Origin of the sequence: Luteimonas sp. 100069 (assembly GCF_003813845.1) — a bacterium.
Lineage (GTDB): Bacteria > Pseudomonadota > Gammaproteobacteria > Xanthomonadales > Xanthomonadaceae > Luteimonas > Luteimonas chenhongjianii.
The window spans coordinates 197600-218913 of the sequence record NZ_RPFN01000001.1 but is presented as its reverse complement, the minus strand read 5'-3'; the positions used below and the strand labels follow the sequence as shown (position 1 = coordinate 218913).

The following is a 21314-nucleotide window of genomic DNA, read 5'->3' as shown; positions in this document are numbered from 1 at the left end:
GCAGCGGTCAATGACCCGTCCGGACCGGCAGACTACCCGGGCCGGCGGTACGGCGCATGCGCAGGTCGTCATCGTGACGGCTGGACCGTGTACACGGCGGGCACGCGGTGGCTGCTGCGCAGGAAACGCCCCCCAAGCAGCACCGCGGCAACGGTGAGCCCGGCGATCAGGCCCACCCACATGCCCTTCGGTCCCCAGCCCAGTCCCAGGCCGAGCGTGGCGCCGAGACTCATGCCCACGCCCCAGTACGCGGCGGCGGCGAGAAACATCGGCACGCGGGTGTCCTTGAGCCCGCGCAGCGCGCCGGCCGACAGGGCCTGGATGCCGTCGGGAAACTGGAAGGCCGCGGCATAGAGCAGCAGTGCGCCGGCGAGCGCGGCCACCGCCGCATCGTCCGTGTAGATGCGCACCACGTGCTCGTGCCCGAGCAGCAGGGCGATGCCGGAGAGGGTTTGCGTCACCAGCACCAGGACCAGACCCGCGAAACCGGCGCGGCGGACCCCGGCGCTACCCAGGCCGCGCCCGATCGCGTTGCCCACCCGCACGGTGGTGGCCTCGGCCAGTCCGAACGGCACCATGAAGCAGAGTGCGGCCACGTTGATCGCGATCTGGTGCGCGGCCGCCTCGATTTCGCCGAGCCGCCCGATCAGCAAGGCGGTCACGACGAACAGGCTGCCCTCCATCGTCACGGTGACCCCGATCGGCAGGCCGGTGCGCAGCAGCGAGCGGATCTCGGGCCAGCGCGGCGGGTCGAACCGGGTGAACAGCGCATAGCGCGCAAACCGCTTCGAGAACGCCAGGTACACCGCGAATGCGGCCGACTGCATCCACATCATGATGGCCGAGGCCAGGCCCAAGCCCCCCGCGCCGCCTTCGGGAAACGGCCCCCAGCCGAACGCCAGCGCGTAACCCATCGGCACCAGCACGACGAGGCCCCCGAAGCCAAACATCATCGTCGGCAGCGTCCAGTGCAGGCCGTCGCTGAGGTAGCGCATGCAGAAGTACAGCGTCAGCGCCGGCACGCCCCAGCGGATGCCATGCAGGAAGGCGGTGGCGCCGGGCACGATATCCGCCGCTATCCCGAACGGACCGAGCGCCGCCGCCAGCAGGGTCAGCAGACCGAACAGCGCGATGCCCAGGCCGGCCGCCAGCCACAGCGCCTGGCGGAACAGCGGTCCCACTTCGGCATGGCGGCCCTGGCCGTCGAGCTGGGAGACCGCGGGCGGGACCGCCATCAGCGTGCCCATCGGCACCATCAGCGGCAGCCAGAAGATCGCCGTGCCCACCGCCACGGCGGCCAGCGTGGCGGTGCCGTGGTGGCCGGCAATGACGGAATCGACGAAGCCGATCAGGCCGGTGGCGACGTGACCTGCGACCAGCGGAGCGGCCAGAACGGCGGTACGCCGCACCTCGTGACCCAGGGGCGGCAGCGTGACAGCGGAAGACATGCGGGGGCTCGGGCGACTTCGGCCGCGCGGACGACGGATGCGTGCGCTGGCACCGGGGCGCGAAGAGCGTGCATTCTAGCGGCAGGCCGCACACGGGGCGTGACCCGCGGCCTCCCACTTCATCCCTTGTTCCCGGGTCCGCGGCCGTCGGGCCGCGCCTCTGTCAGGAATTCCGTCCGCGTATGTCTCGACCCTCCCTGCCTGCCGACGAGTTGCCGCGCAGCTGCGAAAACTGCGGCACCCTGCTCCAGGGCCATTACTGCCATGCCTGCGGCCAGTCCACGCACAGCCCCGTGCGGCATGTCGGCCACGCGGTGGAGGAAGTGTTCGAGTCGTTCTGGCATCTCGACGGCCGGATATTCCGGACGGTGCGCGACCTGTTCGTGCCTGGTCGCATCGCAAACCGCTATCTCGACGGCCAGCGTGTGCGTTACGTCGCGCCGATGCGGCTGTTGGTGATCCTGACGCTGCTGACGTTCTTCGTCGCGAAGTTCGTGATCCAGGACGCGATGCAGGATGTCGGGCCCGGTCAGCTGCGAACCGACCGGGTTGCGGTCGAGTTGGACCATGCACGGAGCGCCGACGAAGTGCGGCGCCTGCGCGGCGAGGCGCTCGCCGGCATCGCCGACACGCGCCGCACCGTGGGCGCCTGGCCTGGCGCGTCGCCGCAGCTCGACGTCGCCGAGGCGGAGGTGCGCGCCCATGCGGAGAGCCGGATCGCGGAACTCGGGGCCGAAGGCGCGGCCGCGGCCGAGGGCAATGCGGAGACGCCCGCCGAGGGCCGGGCAGCAGCGGCGGGGCCTGCGTCGGACGCCCCCGGCATCCGCACTGGAGCACCCGCCCCGCCGACCATCGGCGGCCCGATCGGCGAGCGCATCGAGCGCAACGTCGTGCGCCTGGGCGATGAGCCGCAACTCTTTGTGCGCGCGGTCCTCGGTGTTGCGCCGACCGCACTGTTCATCCTGGTGCCGCTGTTCGCGGTGCTGCTCAAGCTGCTCTACCTGTTCCAGCGCAGGCTCTATCTGGAGCATGTGGTGGTCGGCCTCTACAGCCACGCAGCGCTGATGCTTGGCCTGCTGCTGGTGTTCTGCGGCGCCCTCGCGGCGCCCTGGCTTGCGGCGCGTGCGCCTTGGGCCGCCGGCACCGTCCACGTCGTACAGACCGCCCTGCTGTGGGCGATGCCGGTCTATCTGCTGCTGATGCAGAAGCGCGTGTACGGCCAGTCGTGGCCGCGGACACTGCTCAAGTTCGCGGTCCTGGGCCTGCTGTACTTCGCGCTGTTTCTCAGTGTGGCGATCCCGATGGCCGGATATGCCCTCTATGCGTTGTAGCGCGGCCCCGATCCGCTCGACCTCGGCCGGCGGATCCGGCTTCCGGCAAACGCACACCTCTCGCTGGAAGCAGCGAGGGCACGCAGCCCGGCACAGCTTTGGCGCGTAGACGGCTTCTGCGGCAGCGGCCGCTCCGCTGCACGGTGCAATCCGCCGAGCCGTGACGACTCGCGGAACGCCGGGCGTCAGCTGCCGACGGTCCCCGGCGTGCCAGGGAACTCGATCATGGCGTCCCCGCCACCCGGGCACGCAGCCAGGCGTCTCGCGACTCGACCGGTACCGCCAGCCATGCACTGCGCAAGGCTGCGCGCTCGTGCGGCGGTGTGCGCTGGGCCAGGGCCGCCAGGTCCGCGCGTGCCTGCGGCGAGGTCGCGCGCAGGGCCAGCAATGCCGGCATGCGCTCGGCCTCGGGAATCGCCGAGAACAGCGGATGCAGGCCCGGCCAGTCCAGGCCCAGGACCGGCCCCAGCAACCAGCCGCGACGCAGCCCCTGGTCGAGCTGTTCGAATTCCAGTCGCAGGTTGCGCTGCTCAGCCTCGGGCAGCGCCGCGAAGTGGGTCGCGGCCTGCTGCAGACGCACGCGCTCGGCATGCGGCAGTGTCGCGGCTGCCTCATGGGCAATGCGGCGGCGTTGGCGCTCGGCCGCCGGCAGCGCCTGCCAGGCGGCGACGCGAGCGGAAAGTCTGGCGCGCTCGTCGGGCGTCATCCGGGCAAGCCGCGCGGCGCGCGCTTCGAGCTGCTCGCGCTCGGCGGCGGGGAGCCCGGCGGTCTGCAGGGCCGGCGGCAGCGCAGCCCACGCTGGCGGCATCGCCAGCAGCAGGCCGAGAACCGCCGCCACGCAGCGGATCCTGCGCTCAGAGCCCGGCATCGGCGGTCTCCAATCCAGCCTCGGGGGATTCCTGCACGCTGTCGAGATGGGCATCCCGGGTGTCGTCGATCGGACTCTCCAGGCGAGTCGACAGCCAGGCATAGAACGCCGGGTCGTAGCGCCAGACCGCGGTATCGGGTTCGGCCAGCAGGTCGAAGTCCGGCTCGATCAGCAGCGCGTCCGCGTCGTCGTAGGTGGCGGCGGGCGATTGCGCCGGCAGGGCCTCGATCCGGATCGGCGTGTCGTCGTCCACCCCGCCGTTCCCGGACCAGGCGTCGCGCCAGGTCATCGCCAGCGCAGCGGCGGTCGCCACCAGCACCAGGATCAGGGCCGGCCACATCCAGCGCGCCGGTGTCCGGTGCGTCGGCGCCTCGCTGACAGGGGCCTGTGCTTGCGCCTGGGCCTGCAACGGGAACCGGCGGAGCGGCGGCACCTGTCCGCGGAGCGCGGCTTCGCGCAGCCCGGCCAGTCGCGCAAGTCGATCGGGCGGCAGCTGACGGATCGCAGTCTGGGCAGCCTCGGCAATCCGCCTCCAGGCCTCCGGGTCCGGGCTGCCGTCCTCGCGGTGCGGCAGGGCCCGTTGCAGCCCCAGGCGATAGGTCGCCCGGGTCACGCCGAGTACCGCGGCAGCTTCGTGCTCGGGTAGCCCCGCAACCAGCCGCAGCAGCACGGTGACCCGCGGCCCGCCCGACAGGCCGGCCAGCGCCGGCAGGCCATCGCCCTCCTCGGCGAGCACGCCGGGCGCGCGCAGGGCGGGCGATGCCAGCAGTTGTGCCCAGAAGCGGCGCGGCCAGTCCGGGAACGGCGTCTGGGTCGCCATCCCGGCGAAGTCGGTCATCGCCACAGCCAGTGCGGCGTCGCCGGTGTCGATGTCTCCGCTCTGCCACTGGGCGAATGCAGCGGCCCGCCGCTCGATCCCGCGCAGGAATGCGGCGACGGCGGAGGACATGCCCTGGGGAGAGGATTGCGAAGGCGTGGTCATCTTGGCCCGCGTTTACGACGACGCATCATAACGATCCGCTGCCCGCACCCACACCTTGACAAGCCGAGCCCCAAACGTTCCACAGATGGAGCTAGAAGGGACTGGTTGTTCACAGGGTTCACAAATCTGTCATTGGGCTGAAGATTAACGAAACCCGGATCGCCATGAAACCGATGTTTCACGGCCAACCATTTGATATCAAAAGAAATTCAAGGCTTGGCACTTTTTTGTCCAATGCAGCGGCTTGCCCACTGAACACCGCATAACATCCCTTTCCATGAGCTTCATGCACAGACTTATCCACAGATCGTGTGGATAAGCCCCAATCCCTTTTCTTTCGGGCACTTGCGCAACCTTCGTGCCGATCCTCACAGCTTGGTGACGCAACTGACGGGGCAGTTGGCGAGCAAGCCGATAGACTTTGAGGGTGACCGTGCCCGCTACCTCGCCTTCTGTCCTGCGCGTCGCGCTGCCGGTACCGCTGCCGCGCCTGTTCGACTACCACCCGCCCCCGGGTTCGCCGGCCGTGCCCGGCGATGCGGGCCGCCGCATCCGGGTGCCGTTCGGGCCGCGGGAGCTGGTGGGCGTGGTCGCGGAGATCGGCGCGCCCGATGACCCCGCGCAGCCTCTTCGCGAGGCCCTCGAGTGGCTGGACGATGCCCCGCTCATCGCTGGCGAGCTGGCCGCCTCGTTGCGCTGGCTGGCGCGCTATACCCACGCCCCGCTCGGTGAGGTGCTTGCCACCGCCCTGCCCGCGTCGCTGCGCCGGGGAGAAGCCATGCCCGATACCCATGCCTGGGCCTGGCGGCTGACCGAAGCTGGCGCGACCGCGGCCGCGGGGCTCAAGGCCGGCGGGCGGCCGCAGCGGCTGGCGGCATTGCTGGCTGCCGGACCGCGCGACGAGGAAGCCCTTGAACTGGCGATGGAGGGCTGGCGTGCACCAGCGCGGACCCTCGCCGCGCGCGGGCTCGCGGAGCGGTTCGCGATTCCGGCCTCACAGCTGGCGCCGGCGCCGCAGGCGGGCCCGCCGCTGCATGACGAGCAGCGCCAGGCGGTCGAAGCCGTCGCCGCGTGCACCGGCTTCGCCGCGCTGCTGCTCGACGGCGTCACCGGAAGTGGCAAGACCGAGGTCTATCTGGCTGCGATCGCCGACTGCCTCGCGCGCGGGCGGCAGGCGCTGGTGCTGGTGCCCGAAATCGGCCTGACTCCGCAGACCCTTGCCCGCTTCCGCGCGCGGCTCGGCGTCCCGGTGCACGCGCTGCATTCGGGACTCGGCGACGGCGAACGGGCGCGGGTCTGGGCGGCCGCGGCCCGCGGCGAGGCGCGTGTCGTGGTCGGCACCCGCTCGGCGGTGTTCGTGCCGCTTCCCGACGCCGGCCTCGTCGTCGTCGACGAGGAACATGACGGCAGCTACAAGCAGCAGGATGGCATCCGCTACCACGCGCGCGATTTCGCGCTGGTGCGCGGCAAGGCGCTCGACGTTCCGGTATTGCTGGGCAGCGCGACGCCGTCGCTGGAATCGCTGCAGAACGCGGTTTCGGGCCGTTACGCGCACCTGCGCCTGCGTCATCGCGCGGGCGTTGCCAAGCCACCGGTGGTGCGCGTGCTCGACGTACGCAAGCGCCCGCTCGAGGCCGGCCTCTCGCCCGAACTGCTGGCCGCGATCACGTCGGCGCTCGCTGCGGGCGGCCAGGTGCTGGTGTTCAAGAACCGGCGCGGCTATGCGCCCGTGCTGCTGTGCCACGACTGCGGCTGGAGCGCGCACTGCCCACGCTGCAGCACGCCCGATCGGCCCCATCCGATGACCGTGCACGCGGGAGGCCGCCGCCTGCAGTGCCACCACTGCGGCCATCGCGCGAGCGCGCCGCCGGCCTGTCCGGACTGCGCGAGCCTCGGCCTGCAGCCGCAGGGCGTGGGGACCGAACGCATCGAGGAACTGCTCGCCGCGCGCCTGCCGGATGTACCGGTGCTGCGCATCGACCGCGGCAGCACACGGCGGCGCGATGCGCTCGAAGACCTGCTCGGCTCACTCGGCAACCGGCCGGGCGTGCTGATCGGCACGCAGATGCTGGCCAAGGGCCATGACCTGCCCAATCTGACCCTGGTCTGCGTCGTCGGCATCGACGAGGGCCTGTTTTCGGCGGATTTCCGCGCCGGCGAGAAACTCGCGCAACTGCTGATCCAGGTGGCCGGGCGCGCCGGGCGCGCCGACAAGCCCGGCCTGGTGCTGCTGCAGACCCATCATCCCGAGCATCCGCTGCTGCTGACGCTGATCAACGGTGGCTACCACGCCTTTGCCGCCGGAGAGCTGGCGCAGCGCGAGGCGGCAGGCTTTCCGCCGTTCGCGCCGCTGGCCCTGCTGCGCGCCGAGTCGCAGCAGGCGGAACCCCCGATGGCATTCCTCCAGGCCGCGCGGCGGGTGCTCGCAACGTATGCGACGCGCGATGCAGCCGGTATGCCGACCCTGCTGCTCGACGGCCCGGTGGTCGCGCCGATGCCGCGGCGGGCCGGCAGCTATCGCGCGCAATTGCTGATCGCCACCGACCAGCGTCCGCGCCTGCACGGCATCCTCGATGCCGCGCTGCCGGAGATCCATGCCCTGCCCGAAGCCCGGCGCGCGCGCTGGTCGCTGGATGTGGACCCGGTCGATCTGTACTGAACCGGGCGACGGCGCCTGCCGTCAGTCGGCCGCCGCCGGCCTCGTCCGGCGCCCGCGCTGCCGCGACGCGGTCTTGGCGGGGGCCGCCTTGGGTTTCTCGCGGATCTCCACCGCCTGGCCGTTTCGCCGCACCTCGAACAGGCCCATCGCATCGATCAGCGCACTGAGGTTGCGGTAGCCGTAGTTGCGGGCATCGAACGAGCCCTGGTTGCGCACGTGGCTCCCCACCTCGCCCAGATGCGACCAGCCGCCATCGTCGGCGCCGGCCGATACCGCATTGCGCAGCAGCTGTACCAGCTCCCGGTCGGCCTGCAGCTGCGCGCCGGTGCGGGGCCTCACCGTGGCACCGTCGTCGACGTCGTCGGCCGCCCGCAGCTTCTCCAGGTACAGGAATGTCGAACACGCCTTGACGAAGGGTGTCGGGGTTTTCTCCTGGCCGAACCCGTAGACCGCGTAGCCATCGCTGCGCAGCCGCATCACCAGCGGAGTGAAGTCGGCATCGCTGGAGACGATCGCGAATCCGTCGAGGTTGCGCGCATACATCAGGTCCATCGCGTCGATGACCATCGCCATGTCGGATGCGTTCTTGCCGGTGCTGTAGGCGAACTGCTGGATCGGCCGGATCGCGTACTCGTGCAGCACCTTTTCCCAGCTGCCCAGGTGCGGGCTCTTCCAGTTGCCGTAGGCGCGGCGCACGTTGGCGACGCCGTGGCGGGCGACTTCGGCCAGGATCACGTCGATCTTCGCGGCCGGGGCGTTGTCGGCATCGATCAGCAACGCAATTCGGGTTTCGTCTGGGATTCGGGTCTGGTCGCCCATGGCGATGCTCCGGTCGGGGCGCAGGCGCGCGCGGTACGGGGGACGGATGGCGTGTCAGGCGTCGTCGAACAATTCGCGCGCCATCACGATCGCGTCCTCGCGACCGTTGTGGGTGGGGTAATAGCGCGGACGGCGGCCGATCTCGTTGAAGCCCTCTGCGTGATAGAGCGCGACGGCGGCCGGATTGGACGGCCGCACTTCGAGGAAGACACGCTGCGCGCCGAGCTTGCGGGCAATGTCGACCAGCGCGCGGAACAGCCGACGGCCGTGACCGCGACCCTGCAGCTCGGGGTCGACGCAGACGTTGAGCACATGGGCCTCACCGGCAGCGATGCTCAGCACGCCGTAGCCGGCGATGCGGCCGTCGACATTCAGCAGCCAGGCCGGATACGCCGCGCGCAGGCAGTCGTCGAAGATGCCCCGTGTCCAGGGAAAGGGGTAGGCGCGCACCTCGATCGCCATGACCGCATCGAGGTCGGTCGCGCGCATCGGCCGCAAGGCCCACGCGGCCTCCGTCCCGCCGCCGACTCCGGGCTCAGCCGCCATGACGGCGGAACCGGCGCAGGCGGGGCCACAGCGCACGCTTGGCCGAGGCCGAGCGCAGGCCATCCAGCGGACCAAGACTGCTCAACAGCGCCTGCGCACTTTGGGAATCGCGGTCGAGACCGGCGGCGCGCAGCAGCGCATCCACCAGCGGATCGTTGGGCCATACCGACGCCGCGACCTCCACCCGGTAGCGGACATGCCCCAGCGCATCGAGCGCTGCCGATTGCAGCGCGTCCCAGGTCACGAGACGGTCTCCGCGCCTCCGCGCCGGCGCATCAGCCACAGCGTCGGCCCCGACAGTGCGTAGAGCACCGCGGCCACCAGCAGGGTCTTGGGCGGGTCGACCCACATCGCCACCAGGATCACCAGTGCGATGACCAACGCGACGAAGGGCACGCGATCGGCCTTCGGCCCGGTGCCGCTGCCCTTGAAGCTGGTGTAGCGGATCCGGCTGACCATCAGCAGGCCGCAGATCACCGTCACCGCGAGCGCGCCATAGCGCAATGCGTCGCCGGCGAAGCCGAGCTCGTGACAGGTCCACACGAAACTCGCCATCAGGCCCGCCGCCGCCGGACTCGCCAGCCCGACGAAGTAGCGCTTGTCCACGGTCGCCACCTGGCTGTTGAAGCGCGCCAGACGCAATGCCGCGCAGGCGGCATACAGGAATGCGGCAAGCCAGCCGACCTTGCCGAGCGTCGGCCCGTCCAGGCGCATGCCCATCAGCGACCAGTGATACATCACCAGGGCCGGGGCAAGACCGAAACTGATCAGATCGGCGAGCGAGTCGTACTGCACGCCGAACTCGCTCTGGGTATTGGTGAGCCTTGCGACGCGGCCATCGATGCCGTCGAGGACCGCGGCGACGAAGATCGCGATGCACGCGGCGCTGAATCGTCCCTGCGACGCCGCGATGATCGCGAAGAAACCCGCGAACAACCCGCCGGTGGTGAAGAGGTTCGGCAACAGATAAATGCCGCGGCCGCGGCGCGGAGTCGGGTCGGTCTGGCTCATGCGGGGCAGTGTAGCGCCTGCGCCGGTTGCGCGGTCCGCGCCGGGGTGCTGCAATCGCGCCACATTCGCGCCCCCGGAACCCGTCATGCGCCGCATCATCGTGATTGCACTCGCGTTGCTCGCCTCCCTGCCGGCGGTCGCCAACGAGGTCTACAGCTGGAAGGACGCGCGGGGCGTGACCCACTACTCGCAGACACCGCCACCTGCCGGTACCCGCTTCGAAGTCCGCAGAGTCGCCGCCGGCGCGTCTGCCACCACCGCGGCTCCGGCATCGCCCGCGAATGGCGCTGCGCCTGCCACCGCTGGTAGCGCCGCGTCGGGCGACAGCACACAGTGCGAGCTCGCACGCGGCAATGTGGCGGCGCTCAAGAGCGGGGGGGCGGTGCAGCAGATCGGCGCCGATGGCAAGCCGCGCGAACTCGACGCCAACGAGCGCGCGGACCAGCTCGCCCTGTCGGAAGCCGGGGTACGCGCGTACTGCCGCTGAGGCGCGCCCGCGCGGCAGGCCCGCGCGTGCTGCGTGGCACAATGGCGGTCCCGTTCCCAGCCAGATGCCGCCGATGCGCCTGTCGCAGTTCCACCTTCGCACCGAAAAGGAAACACCCGCCGACGCGGAAGTCATCAGCCACAAGCTGATGCTCAAGGCGGGCATGCTGCGCAAGCTCGGCGCCGGTCTCTATACCTGGTCGCCGCTCGGGCTGCGCGTGCTGCGCAAGGTGGAAGGGATCGTGCGCGAGGAGATGGATGCCGCCGGCGCGATCGAACTGCTGATGCCCTCGGTGCAGCCGCGTGAGCTGTGGGAAGAGACCGGACGCTGGGAAAAGTTCGGCGGCCAGCTGCTGAAACTGCAGGACCGCAAGGAAAGCTGGTATTGCGTCGGCCCGACCCACGAGGAAGTCATCACCGACTTCGCCCGCGCCGAGCTGGCCAGCTACAAGCAGCTGCCTGTGAATTTCTACCAGGTCCAGACCAAGTTCCGCGACGAGATCCGCCCGCGCTTCGGCGTGATGCGTGCCCGCGAGTTCCTGATGAAGGACGCCTACTCCTTCGATATCGACGAAGCCGGCATGGCGGCGTCGTACCAGAAGATGCATGCCGCCTACACGCGCATCTTCAGCAGGCTCGGCCTGGATTTCCGCGCGGTGCAGGCCGACTCCGGCGCGATCGGCGGTGATGCCTCGCAGGAGTTCCACGTGCTCGCGGAGTCCGGCGAGGACGCGCTGGTGTTCTCGACCGGTTCCGACTACGCCGCCAATGTGGAAACCGCGCACGCCGCGGCACCCGCCCCGCGCCCGGAGCCCGCCCAGACCATGCGCCGGATCGAGACGCCGACGCAGAAGACCTGCGAGGACGTCGCTGCGCTGCTCGACATCCCGCTGGCGCGCACGGTCAAGTCGGTGGCGCTGTTTGCCGGCGAGACGTTCGTGCTGGCGCTGGTGCGCGGCGACCACGCGGTCAACCCGGTCAAGCTGGCAAAGGTCGAGGGTCTGGCCGATTACCGCATGGCCACCGAAGCCGAGATCGCCGAGTACCTCGGCAGTACGCCGGGCTTCCTCGGCCCGATCGGCGCGGCGAAAGCCATCCGCGTCGTCGCTGACCGCGAGGTTGCGGCGATGGCGGATTTCGTCGTCGGCGCCAACGCCACCGGCTTCCACCTCGCGGGCGTCAACTGGGGCCGCGACCTGCCCGAACCCGATGTGGTTGCCGACATCCGCGATGTCGTGGCCGGCGAGCGCGCCGCGGACGGCGGGGAACTCAGGCTGGTCCGCGGCATCGAGGTCGGGCACATCTTCCAGCTCGGCCGCAAATATGCCGAGGCGATGGGCTTCAAGGTGCTCGACGCCAACGGCAAGGCCACCGTGCCTTTCATGGGCTGCTACGGCATCGGCGTTTCGCGCATCGTCGCCGCGGCGATCGAACAGAACCACGACAGCAACGGGATCCTGTGGCCGGCGGCCATGGCCCCGTGGCAGGTGGCGGTGTGCATCATCAATCCCAAGCACGAGGCGCACGTGGCCGAGGCGGCCGAGGCGCTGTATCTCGAACTGCGCGCCGCTGGCATCGACGCCGTGCTCGACGATCGCGGCCTGCGGCCGGGCGCGATGTTCGCCGACATCGAACTGATCGGCATTCCGCACCGGGTGGTGGTTTCGGCGCGCGGCCTGGAAGCCGGCACGTTCGAATACCGCGCGCGCACGGCGGCGGAATCGGAAAACCTCGAACGCCAGGCCCTGCTCACGCGCCTGCGCAGCTGAGGTTTCCTGCGCTTTTCCCCACCCCGGTTTTGCCGGGGATAAACTCCTGGCCGCGCAGCCAGCCGGGCAGCTGGCCTGCGCAGTGACGAACGGCATTTGTCGCGGCCGGATAAACGGGATTAAGATGCAGTCCATGCCAGGGACTGGTATCCCAATAATCAGCCGGAGCCGACTCACATGGCGTTTGACCTCAATGCATTTTCCCCCCAGCAGCTCGATGCGCTGATTACCCAGGCCAAGCAGCGCAAGACCACGCTGAAGAAGCGCAAGCCGATCGCGGCCGTGCGCAAGAAGCTCACCGACCTGGCAGCCGCCGAGGGTTACAGCATCGCCGAGCTGTTCGGTGGTGGCGCGCCGCGCAGCGCCGCGTCGGCGCCCGCTGCACGCACCAGTGCGACCAAGGGTCGCAAGCTCGGCAAGGTGCCGCCGAAGTATCGCAACCCTGCCAACAAGGCCGAGACCTGGACCGGCCGTGGCAAGCAGCCGCTGTGGCTCGCGGGCCAGATCAAGAAGGGCAGGAAGATCGAGGAATTCCTGATCGAGAAGTGATCGCAGCCGCGATGCCCGAGCGCCCTCCGCAAGGAGGGCGTTTTCGTTCGGGCAGCCGAAGGGACGGACCCGCTGCAGTCGAGGAGCAGCGCTTCCTTCAGAGATTCTTGTTCCGGGCCGGCACCACGACGTTGCCAAACAGCAGGCCCGCGATCAGCGCAAGCACGATATTCATGACGACCAGGGCGGCTTCCTGCCCGGCCGCCATGTCCTGCTGCTGCACGAGGTTCATCAGGCCACGCAGGCTGTTGCTGCCGGGCACCAGCATGATCAGCCCAGGCACGCGGATCAGCGCGCCCGGCCGGTCTGCCCAGCGCGCGTAACCGTTGCCGGCGGCGGTGGTGGCCAGCGCGGCGACGAACAGGCCGATATTGGACCCGAGCGCTGCGCCGACCCAGCGCGAGATCAGATAGCCCGAGACTGCGGCAAGCATCACCAGCGCGACGTCGCGGCGCGCGGCGCGGAACAGGATCGCGAACGCGGCCGACGCGGTCGCGAGCGCCGCCCACTCCACCCAGTCGGGCTGCGGGCGGAGCGCGCGGACGTTGGGCGTCACGCCCAGCATCTTTGCAAGCGTGAGGGCGATGATCGTGCCGATGGTGATCTTGAGCACCGTGGTCATGGCGCCGGCGAAGCGCGCCGTGCCCGAGACCAGGTGCTGCGATGTCAGCTCGTTGATGGCGTTCGTCAGCGCCATGCCGGGCAGCATCACGATCAACGAGGCGATGATCACGGTATTGAGGTTGAGCGGCACGACGAACGCGGACACCAGGATCGCGACCAGGCCGGCCACCATGCCGGCCAGCGCATCGCCAGCCTCCTTGAGCCGGGTGCCATCGCGCGTCGCCAGGTCGAGCAGGCCGATCAACAGGCCAATGACGCCCGCCGTGGCGATGTCCGCCCAGGGCAGTCGCCACAGCCCGGCGACCGCCATCGCGACCATCGCGAATCCCATGACCTGCAGCGCCTTGCCCCAGCGCCCGGGTTCGCGCGCATCGAGCGCGCGCAGCGCGGCATAGCCTTCGGCCAGATCCATCTCGCCGGCCATCACCTGCTCGGCGATGCGGTCGGTCTCGCACAGCTTGTAGAGGTCGACGTCGCCCGGCGACATGCGGATCACGCGGGTGGTGTCGCTGTCGCCCGGCGGCCGCAGCGGATCGCTGAAGGACAGCACCATGCCGGTCGGATTGACCCAGGGTTCGCAGTCCAGCCCCAATTGCTGGGTCACCGCGATCATCGCCCCTTCGAGACGCTGGGCGGTGGTGCCATAGGCATGGAGATGCTCGGCGAGCTCGACGACGAACGCGATGCGCGCGGCGTAAGTGGCAGAGGTGAGCGAAGTGGGCGCGGACATCGCGACAGGATCGCATGCACGCCCCGCGGTCGGTAGATCGCCCGCCCGTGACACGCGGTATCACGCCCGGATTGGGTATGCTCGTGCCCGTTTGCCCAACGCTCCCGAGACTGCATGGCCCTCCCCCGACCCGAGACGCCCAGCGCCGAATCCGGCGGCGGAGGGACGTTGCGGCTGCGCGGTCACTGGACCCTCGCGCATGCAGGCGACATCGAAGCCACGCTGCGGGCGCAGCAGGATCCCGAGGAGGTCGATGCCACGGGCGTCGAGCGGCTCGATTCGGTCGGCGTGCTGCAGCTGCTCCGTTTCGCCGACAAGCGCGGGCTCGATTTCTCGACGTTCCGGTTCCGCGAGGACCACCGCGCGCTGGTAGACGCGATCGAGGATGTCTCCGACGACCGACCCAAGAAAAAACGCGATTACGGCGTGAACGCGGCCCTGGCGCGGCTCGGCCGCAGGGTGTACGAAAACGGGCGAGAGTTCGTCTCGCTGGTGAGCTTCTTCGGCGAGACGCTGGTCAAGCTCGCCCGCCTGCTCGCATCGCCGCGACAGTTCCGGCTGACCTCGACCGTGCACCATATGGAGCAGGTCGGCCTCGACGCGGTGCCGCTGGTCGCGCTGCTGTCGTTTCTGGTCGGCGCGGTCATCGCGTTCCTGGGCTCGACCGTGCTGGCGGAATTCGGCGCCGTGATCTTCGTCGTCGAGCTCGTGTCGATCGCATTCCTGCGCGAGTTCGGCGTGCTGCTGACCGCAATCCTGCTGGCCGGCCGCACGGCCAGCGCGTTCACCGCGCAGATCGGTGCGATGGTCAGCCGCGAGGAAGTGGATGCGATCCGCACGCTGGGTCTGGATCCGGTCGAGCTGCTGGTCATCCCGCGGATCGTCGCCTTGCTGGTGATGCTGCCGCTGCTGACCTTCATCGCGATGATCGCCGGCCTCATCGGCGGCCTGACCGTCGGCGCCTTCGCCCTCGAGATTCCGCCGCAGGCCTATCTGGCGCGCATGTACGACACCATGCAGGTTCGGCATTTCCTTGTCGGCATGTCCAAGGCCCCGGTCTTCGCGCTGGTGATCGGCCTGATCGGTTGCCTGGAAGGGTTGCGGGTCCAGGGCACCGCGCAATCGGTGGGCGAACGCACCACCTCCAGCGTCGTGCAGACGATTTCGCTGGTCATCACGCTCGATGCCTTCGCCGCGATCTGGTTCATGGAGGTGGGCTGGTGACGACGCCAGAGCCGGTTTCCAACGATGTCCCTGCGCGCGACACCGCCCCGGATGGCGTCGCAGTGCGCGTGCGGGGCCTGGTCACCCGCTTCGGCAGCCAGACCGTGCATGACGGCCTCGACCTCGACGTGCGCCAGGGGGAGATCCTGGGCGTGGTCGGTGGCTCGGGCACCGGCAAGTCGGTGCTGATGCGTTCCATCATCGGGCTGCGGGCGCCGCAGGCCGGCACCATCGATGTGCTGGGCGCCGATGCACTCGCGCGCGATCCAGAACAACGCAGCCATATCGAGCGCAATACCGGGGTGCTGTTCCAGGACGGCGCGCTGTTCTCTTCGCTGACCGTCGGCGAGAACGTCCAGGTACCGCTGAAGGAACATCACCCGGACCTGAGCGACTCGCTTCGCTACGAATTGTCCTTGCTGAAGATCAAGCTCGCGGGCCTGCCGGCCGATGCGCTCGACAAGCTGCCCGCGCAGCTGTCGGGCGGCATGCGCAAGCGGGCCGGCCTGGCGCGCGCACTCGCGCTCGACCCACCGCTGCTGTTCCTCGATGAGCCCACGGCCGGTCTCGACCCGATCGGCGCGGCCGCGTTCGACCGCCTGATCCGCACCCTGCAGAAAGCACTGGGCCTGACCGTGTTCCTGGTCACACACGATCTCGACACCCTGTACGCTATTTGTGACCGGATCGCGGTGCTGGCCGATCGCCGGGTCATTGCGGCCGCCCCGGTGGAAGAGATCGAACGGATCGATCACCCCTGGATCCAGGAATATTTCCACGGGCCGCGCGGGCGCGCGGCGCGCGATGCGAGGGCCACTGGCCCGGGAGCCGACTGACCTCATGGAAACCAGAGCCAATTACGTGCTGATCGGCGCGTTCACGCTCATCGCCTCGATCGCGATGCTCGGCTTCGCGCTGTGGGCGGCGAAATACTCCTCCGACCGCAGCTGGAACGAGTTCGACGTGATCTTCCGCGAACCGGTCACCGGCCTGACCGAGGGCAGCAGCGTGCAGTACAACGGCATCGCCGTCGGCACGGTCGACAGTCTGCAGCTCGCCCCGGAGGACCCCCGCCAGGTGATCGCGCGCCTGCGGGTGCAGGCCAAAGCGCCGGTCAAGACCGATACCCGCGCACGCATGTCGATGACCAGCCTGACCGGCTCGCCGATCATCCAGCTCACCGGCGGCTCGCCCGAAGCACCGCCGCTGGTGTCGGAGCGGGAAGACCGTGTGCCGGTCATCCAGACCGAGGCCTCGGCGCTTCAGAACATCTCCGACACCGCGAACCGCCTGGTCGAACGGCTCGACAAGGTGCTCAGCGAAGAGAATGTCGCCCGCATCGCCAACACGCTCGAGAACATCGAGGGCATGACCGGCGCGGTCGCCGGCCAGCGCGAAGACCTGGCGGCGATCATCGTCAATGCGCGCAGATCCAGCGAGCAGCTCGAGCAGACACTGACGACGACCAATCGCGCCATGACCAATTTCGACCGCGAACTGGTGCAGAAGCTGCCCGGCCTAGTCGCCAACCTCGAAAGCACGCTGGCGCGCATGGATTCCGCTGCCGGCGGCGCCGACCTGATCCTCAACGAGAACCGCGCCGCGATCAGCAGCTTCGCCAACGACGGCCTCTCGCAGCTTGGCCCGACCCTGGGCGAGTTGCGATCGCTGGTCCGCGACCTGCGCCGTATCAGCGACCGCCTGGACGCCAACCCCGCGCGCTACCTGCTGGGTCGCGACGCGCCCAAGGAGTTCGAACCCGAATGACCGTCCACCCAGGTGTCGCCCGCCGGGCCCTGTCCCGCCTCGTCATCGCCTTCGCGCTCGTCATGCCACTCGCCAGCTGCAGCTCGTTGCTCGGCGGCGGGAGCGGCGACCGGGAGCGCTCGACGATCTACGCGCCCGACCCGCGGGTCGAAGCGAATCCCGCATGGCCGCATGCGGACTGGCAGCTCAGCATGAGCCCGCCGACCGCGGCCCGCATGATCGACAGCTTCCGCATCGCGGTGCGTCCGATCCCTGACGAGCTGCAGGTCTATCGCGGCGCGAGCTGGGCCAAGACGCCGACCGACATGCTCCAGGACGCGGTGCTGCGCACGCTCGAGGATTCCGGCCACCTTCCGGGGGTCGCGCGCCAGGGCGCGGGCATCACCGCCGACTACAAGCTGGTCATCGACCTGCGCCGGTTCGAGGCCGACTACAACGGCAACGCGTTGCCGTCGGCGACGATCGAGGCCAACGCCAAGCTGATCCACAACATCGACCAGACGGTCGTCGGCTCCCGCACCTTCCTTGCCGCACAACCCGCAGCGAGCGCCGAGGTTGCCCAGGTCGTCGATGCGTTCTCGAACGCGCTGCGGGATGTCAGCAGCGAGATGGCCGGCTGGATTCTCGAGTCGGGCAACGCGCACGAGGTCACGCACGATCGGCGCGTTCCGGAGTCGATGCCCGCCGTGCGCCGCTGAAGCCGGGCCCCTGCTTCCGCCCGCGTGCGTCCGGGGAGGTGGGCTGCGATCGCAGAAGCGGGCCGGCGCGGCGGCACGCGATCGACCAGCAAGACAAGCGACTGCGCACGCGTGGTGGCTGGGCGACGGGCGTAAGGACCGCCACCGCCCGATGCCGACAGGTCGCGCCCGCCGAGGCTCGCTATCGGGCGGAGTGGTCATTCGCCTGATCGAGGATCTTCCGGAACGTCAGATTGATTCTGGGCCCCGACGGGCGCGCGGTCCTTGGCAACGCATGGCGGTAGCGCGACTGCGTGTCGCCGCGCATCAGCAACAGGCTGCCGTGCGCGAGATGGAGGACGTGGCGCTGCACGGCAGCGTCGGCGTCCCGATGTTTCGCCTTGAGGACGAAGCGCCGGGTCGCACCCAGACTGAGTGAGGCAATGACCGGGCGCGGTCCCAACTCGGGCTCGTCGTCGCTGTGCCAGCCCATCGCATCGGCCCCGTCGCGATAGAAGTTGGCGAGCACGCTGTTGAATGCGACGCCCGCAGTCGCCGACACGGTCCGACGCAAGGGCAGCAGCACGTTCGGCCATGGCATCGGCTCGAAGCGCGTGCCCGAATACCGGTACGCCGCGCCCGGGTCGCCGATCCAGCAACTCAGTCGTGGCGCCTGCACCTCCCGCCCGAAGATCTTCAGGCGATGCGCGCTCCAGGGCAGAGCATCGCGCAGCGCCTCGAAGAGTGCGTCGGCTTCTCCCGCAGGCAACCAGGCCGGCATGAGTTCGAGTTCCGGACCCTGCTGCTGAAGGGCGCGAGGCGAATCGGGCATTGGGATTGCCTGCTGCGGGAGAGCTGCCAGTTTGCCGGCCGGGCATGGAACCCGCGACAATCCGCCGGTGAACCCGCAGCTCCCCCCCCGCCGGCCCTGCCGCCCTGCCTCTGCGTCAGCAGATGCCTTCGACATGCGCAACGCCGCAGCGTGATCAGTCGCCTGCTTGGATTGCTGTCAGCAGTGCGCCGCAGCGTTGAAGTCCGCGGCGGCGGCCTGCGCGGGCTGGGCGGAGTTGTGGTACGGGCCTGGCGCATGCAGCGCGCAATGGGCTTCCGCGGTATCGCAGCGCGCATCCGGATCGCAGGTCGCGCCCGGCCTGTCGCACCGACGCCCGAGACCGGATACCGGTTTCCGCCGCCTTCCCCGATCGATGCGGTGAGCCTGCGGGTCGGCGTGATGCTGCACCTGTTCTATTCCGATCTTGCCGACGAATTCGCCGCCGCGTTGTCGCGGATGCCGACCCCCTTCGTCCTGCTGGTTTCAGTGAGCGAGGCCGATGCCGTCGACGTTGTCCGCGGAGCATTTTCGGCGATACCGGGTGTGCAACGGCTCGAGATTGTCGTCGTGCCGAACCGTGGACGCGACATCGCGCCGCTGCTCGTCACCTTCCGCGAAGCGCTGCTCGAGCTCGATGTCATCGCGCATCTGCACAGCAAGAAGTCGCTGCACGCCGGCAGTGCACAGAACCGCTGGCGCGCATATCTGGTCGATGGACTGATGGGCAGTCCGCAGCGGATCGCGTGGCAACTGGGCATGTTCGACGCGGATCCCTCGCTGGGCATCATCTATCCGGAGAGCCACGAAACGGTTCCGCTGTGGGGACACACCTGGCTTGGCAACGTCGCCGATGGGTCCGCGATCGCCGCCCGGATGGGCTTTTCCATTGATCCGCAGGCCTACATCGACTTCCCGGCCGGATCGATGTTCTGGGCGCGGATCGATGCGATCCGACCCCTGCTTGCGCTACAGCTGCCGCTCGAGGCGTTTCCCGAGGAACGGGGGCAGCTGGACGGCACGCTCCAGCATGCGATCGAACGCATGTTCGTTGCGGTCGTCCGCGCCCGCGGCTTCCGCGCAGGTGTACTGCCACGCGACGGCAGCCTGTCGCTCACGAGCGAGGGTGACCGCAACTGGCAGGACTATTTCGCTACACCACTTGCGGGGCGCATCGCCGCTGCGTCGATCGACGCGACCCTGGTCTCGGTGGACATCTTCGACACGCTTGTGCAACGCCCTTTCTTGTCTCCAGCCGCCGCGCGTGCCTACCTGGCACGACTGGCGCAGCGCACGTTGGCAGTCGACGACTTCGCCGAACTGCGTGCACGTGCCGAAGCGCGCGCGCGTCATGCCGCAGCGCGCGACCCCACTCTGGCGGAAATCTATGACGTGATGCATGCCCTTGCCCCGGATCTTCCGGCGGAAGCGCTGCACGCGCTCGAGCGCGCGACCGAACGACGGCTGCTCCGTCCGCGGACAGCACTGCTCGATGCCCTTGCAGCGATACGTGCGCGCGGAACACGTCTTGTCGCGCTGTCGGACATGTATCTGGACGAGGCGACCCTCCAAGAGATCCTGCCTGCGCCCGTCGTCGACATCGTCGACCGGTGGTACGTCTCCTGCGATACAGGGCACCGCAAGGACGACGGTGCCGCGTGGCCGACCGTCGCCTCCGCCGAGCAGGTTGCATCCAAGAAATGGCTGCACATTGGCGACAACGAACATGCCGATGTGCAACAGCCCCACTGGCAGGGCATGCTGACGCCGGTGCACGTCCTGCGCGCTTCGGCACTGCTGGATGTCGTTCCGGCACTGCGCCCGCTACGCACAGCTCCCGATGCGCATTGGAGCGAACAACTCCGGCTGGGACTCATCGCCAACCATCTGAGCGATATCGCCGATGCTGCGCCGGAGATGTTGGCCGGCCGGCTCCACGTCAGCCCGCGAACCTTCGGTTACGCGGTGATCGGTCCACTCGTGCTGGACTTCCTCACCTGGCTGGTGCGTCTTGCCCGCGACCGCGAGGTGACCAGACTCCTGTTCCTGAGCCGCGAAGGCCATCTGCTCGTTGAAGCCTTCCACCGCCTGAAGGTCGCCGCGCCGGCCTGGACCGGCGAGATCGACGGCGTCTATTTCCTGGCGTCGAGGCAGGCGTGCGGGCTGGCCGCGCTCCGGGACCGCGACAGCCTCGCCACACTGCTCGACTGCAGCTACAACGGCACGCTTGGAGACCTCCTCGTTGCGCGCCTCGGCAACCGCGCGAAAGCCGTGCTGGAGTTGCGTCTCGGCGGTGCCGTGATGCACGAGCATGTGTTCCTGCCGGAGATGCATGAAGCCGTGGCGGACAGACTGGCGCCTGCGCACGACGCGCTCGAAGCCCTGGCCGCGTGCGCGCGAGCGCTCTACCGCGAGTACTGGGACGAGACGGTCGGCGATGCACGCGCCATGCTGGTGGACATCGGCTATGCCGGTACGATCCAGCGCCATCTGTCGAGCATGCTGGAGCAGCCGCTCGAAGGCGCATATTTCGCGCTCGACAGCCGCGCCGAGGCGCGGCTGCGGGGTGCCGGCAACGCGCGGGCCCGCTATCACGACGCGCGTCAGGAGTCGGGGCCTTCGGACGTGCTGGGGAACGATCTGCTGCTGGAAAGCGTGCTGACCGCGCCACAGCCGCAATTCACAGGCTTCGAGAACGTGGATGGGGCTCGGCAGCCGACCTATGCGACGCCGGACACCCAGCCGCGGCGCTGGTCGATCGTCGCTGAGGTGCAGGCCGCGGCGCTGGAGTTCATCGACGATGCGCTTCTGGCTGCAGGTCCGCTGGCTGACGAACTGGCCTTCGATCCCGACGCAGTGCAGGTTCCGCTCGCATGTATCGGCGCAGGGCGCTGGCATGCGCCCTGGCTCGCGGATATCGGCGTAGACGATGCGTTCACCGGACGCGGCCAGGTCGCTGCTGCAACGCCACCGCCCCCCTGAAAGGCAACAACAA

Annotated in this window: 19 protein-coding genes; 10 read left to right on the top strand and 9 right to left on the bottom strand. The window is 69.2% G+C overall.

Annotated elements, in window-relative coordinates:
• Positions 1-68: 68 nt before the first annotated feature.
• Complete coding sequence (locus EGK76_RS01000; protein WP_123831248.1) at positions 69-1448, bottom strand: MATE family efflux transporter; 1380 nt, start codon at positions 1446-1448, stop codon at positions 69-71.
• Between the two features lie 182 nt (positions 1449-1630).
• On the opposite strand from EGK76_RS01000, the gene EGK76_RS00995 reads away from it, so the two are divergent.
• Positions 1631-2779, top strand: coding sequence for a DUF3667 domain-containing protein (locus tag EGK76_RS00995; protein ID WP_123831247.1), 1149 nt, complete (start codon positions 1631-1633; stop codon positions 2777-2779).
• Positions 2780-3002: 223 nt separating this feature from the next.
• Here EGK76_RS00995 and EGK76_RS00990 read toward each other — a convergent pair whose 3' ends face one another.
• Complete coding sequence (locus tag EGK76_RS00990; protein WP_158613425.1) at positions 3003-3617, bottom strand: DUF3106 domain-containing protein; 615 nt, start codon at positions 3615-3617, stop codon at positions 3003-3005.
• Between the two features lie 16 nt (positions 3618-3633).
• A complete protein-coding gene (locus EGK76_RS00985) occupies positions 3634-4596 on the bottom strand; it encodes a hypothetical protein (protein ID WP_123831243.1) in 963 nt (320 codons plus the stop codon).
• A 466-nt stretch (positions 4597-5062) separates the two neighbouring features.
• Between EGK76_RS00985 and EGK76_RS00980 the strand changes: the two genes are divergently transcribed.
• On the top strand, positions 5063-7288 hold the full coding sequence (locus tag EGK76_RS00980; protein WP_199730861.1) for a primosomal protein N': 2226 nt from the start codon (positions 5063-5065) through the stop codon (positions 7286-7288).
• Positions 7289-7309: 21 nt separating this feature from the next.
• Here the strand turns inward: EGK76_RS00980 and EGK76_RS00975 are convergent, their stop codons facing one another.
• Genes EGK76_RS00975 through pssA form a run of 4 tightly spaced genes read right to left on the bottom strand, consistent with a single transcriptional unit; the run spans position 7310 to position 9664 of the window.
• Positions 7310-8107 carry an NYN domain-containing protein gene (locus EGK76_RS00975; RefSeq protein ID WP_096299939.1) on the bottom strand — a complete coding sequence of 266 codons (798 nt, stop codon included), beginning with the start codon at positions 8105-8107 and terminating at the stop codon, positions 7310-7312.
• A 54-nt stretch (positions 8108-8161) separates the two neighbouring features.
• Positions 8162-8653, bottom strand: coding sequence for a ribosomal protein S18-alanine N-acetyltransferase (gene rimI, locus EGK76_RS00970; RefSeq protein ID WP_123831240.1), 492 nt, complete (start codon positions 8651-8653; stop codon positions 8162-8164).
• Positions 8643-8897, bottom strand: a complete 255-nt coding sequence (locus tag EGK76_RS00965) for a hypothetical protein (protein ID WP_096299943.1) — start codon at positions 8895-8897, stop codon at positions 8643-8645. The genes rimI and EGK76_RS00965 overlap by 11 nt, the downstream gene beginning before the upstream one ends.
• The gene (gene pssA / locus EGK76_RS00960; RefSeq protein WP_096299945.1) at positions 8894-9664 is read right to left on the bottom strand and encodes a CDP-diacylglycerol--serine O-phosphatidyltransferase; all 771 of its coding nucleotides are present in this window, start codon (positions 9662-9664) and stop codon (positions 8894-8896) included. Before pssA ends, EGK76_RS00965 begins: the two co-directional genes overlap by 4 nt.
• An 85-nt stretch (positions 9665-9749) precedes the next feature.
• On the opposite strand from pssA, the gene EGK76_RS00955 reads away from it, so the two are divergent.
• The 3 genes from EGK76_RS00955 to EGK76_RS00945 all read left to right on the top strand — a co-directional run bounded on the left by EGK76_RS00955 (position 9750) and on the right by EGK76_RS00945 (position 12468).
• Complete coding sequence (locus EGK76_RS00955; protein ID WP_158613424.1) at positions 9750-10151, top strand: DUF4124 domain-containing protein; 402 nt, start codon at positions 9750-9752, stop codon at positions 10149-10151.
• Positions 10152-10224: 73 nt separating this feature from the next.
• Positions 10225-11919 (top strand): proline--tRNA ligase, encoded by a 1695-nt coding sequence (locus tag EGK76_RS00950; protein WP_123831236.1) that lies wholly within the window; start codon positions 10225-10227, stop codon positions 11917-11919.
• A 177-nt stretch (positions 11920-12096) separates the two neighbouring features.
• On the top strand, positions 12097-12468 hold the full coding sequence (locus EGK76_RS00945) for an H-NS histone family protein (protein ID WP_096299949.1): 372 nt from the start codon (positions 12097-12099) through the stop codon (positions 12466-12468).
• A 97-nt stretch (positions 12469-12565) separates the two neighbouring features.
• Here EGK76_RS00945 and EGK76_RS00940 read toward each other — a convergent pair whose 3' ends face one another.
• The gene (locus EGK76_RS00940; protein ID WP_096299951.1) at positions 12566-13822 is read right to left on the bottom strand and encodes a threonine/serine exporter family protein; all 1257 of its coding nucleotides are present in this window, start codon (positions 13820-13822) and stop codon (positions 12566-12568) included.
• Between the two features lie 114 nt (positions 13823-13936).
• Here EGK76_RS00940 and EGK76_RS00935 point away from each other — a divergent pair, with 114 nt between their 5' ends.
• The 4 genes from EGK76_RS00935 to EGK76_RS00920 are packed head-to-tail and all read left to right on the top strand — an operon-like array spanning position 13937 to position 17511.
• Complete coding sequence (locus EGK76_RS00935) at positions 13937-15046, top strand: ABC transporter permease (protein WP_123831234.1); 1110 nt, start codon at positions 13937-13939, stop codon at positions 15044-15046.
• A complete protein-coding gene (locus tag EGK76_RS00930) occupies positions 15043-15882 on the top strand; it encodes an ABC transporter ATP-binding protein (RefSeq protein ID WP_233580121.1) in 840 nt (279 codons plus the stop codon). The genes EGK76_RS00935 and EGK76_RS00930 overlap by 4 nt, the downstream gene beginning before the upstream one ends.
• Positions 15883-15886: 4 nt before the next feature.
• On the top strand, positions 15887-16813 hold the full coding sequence (locus EGK76_RS00925) for an MlaD family protein (protein ID WP_123831232.1): 927 nt from the start codon (positions 15887-15889) through the stop codon (positions 16811-16813).
• A complete protein-coding gene (locus EGK76_RS00920; RefSeq protein ID WP_123831230.1) occupies positions 16810-17511 on the top strand; it encodes an ABC-type transport auxiliary lipoprotein family protein in 702 nt (233 codons plus the stop codon). Before EGK76_RS00925 ends, EGK76_RS00920 begins: the two co-directional genes overlap by 4 nt.
• Before the next feature lie 181 nt (positions 17512-17692).
• Here EGK76_RS00920 and EGK76_RS00915 read toward each other — a convergent pair whose 3' ends face one another.
• Entirely contained in the window at positions 17693-18271 is a 579-nt protein-coding gene (locus tag EGK76_RS00915) for an alpha-ketoglutarate-dependent dioxygenase AlkB (RefSeq protein ID WP_123832019.1), read from the bottom strand.
• Between the two features lie 306 nt (positions 18272-18577).
• Here EGK76_RS00915 and EGK76_RS00910 point away from each other — a divergent pair, with 306 nt between their 5' ends.
• Entirely contained in the window at positions 18578-21301 is a 2724-nt protein-coding gene (locus EGK76_RS00910) for a rhamnan synthesis F family protein (RefSeq protein ID WP_123832018.1), read from the top strand.
• The last annotated feature ends 13 nt before the right edge of the window (positions 21302-21314 follow it).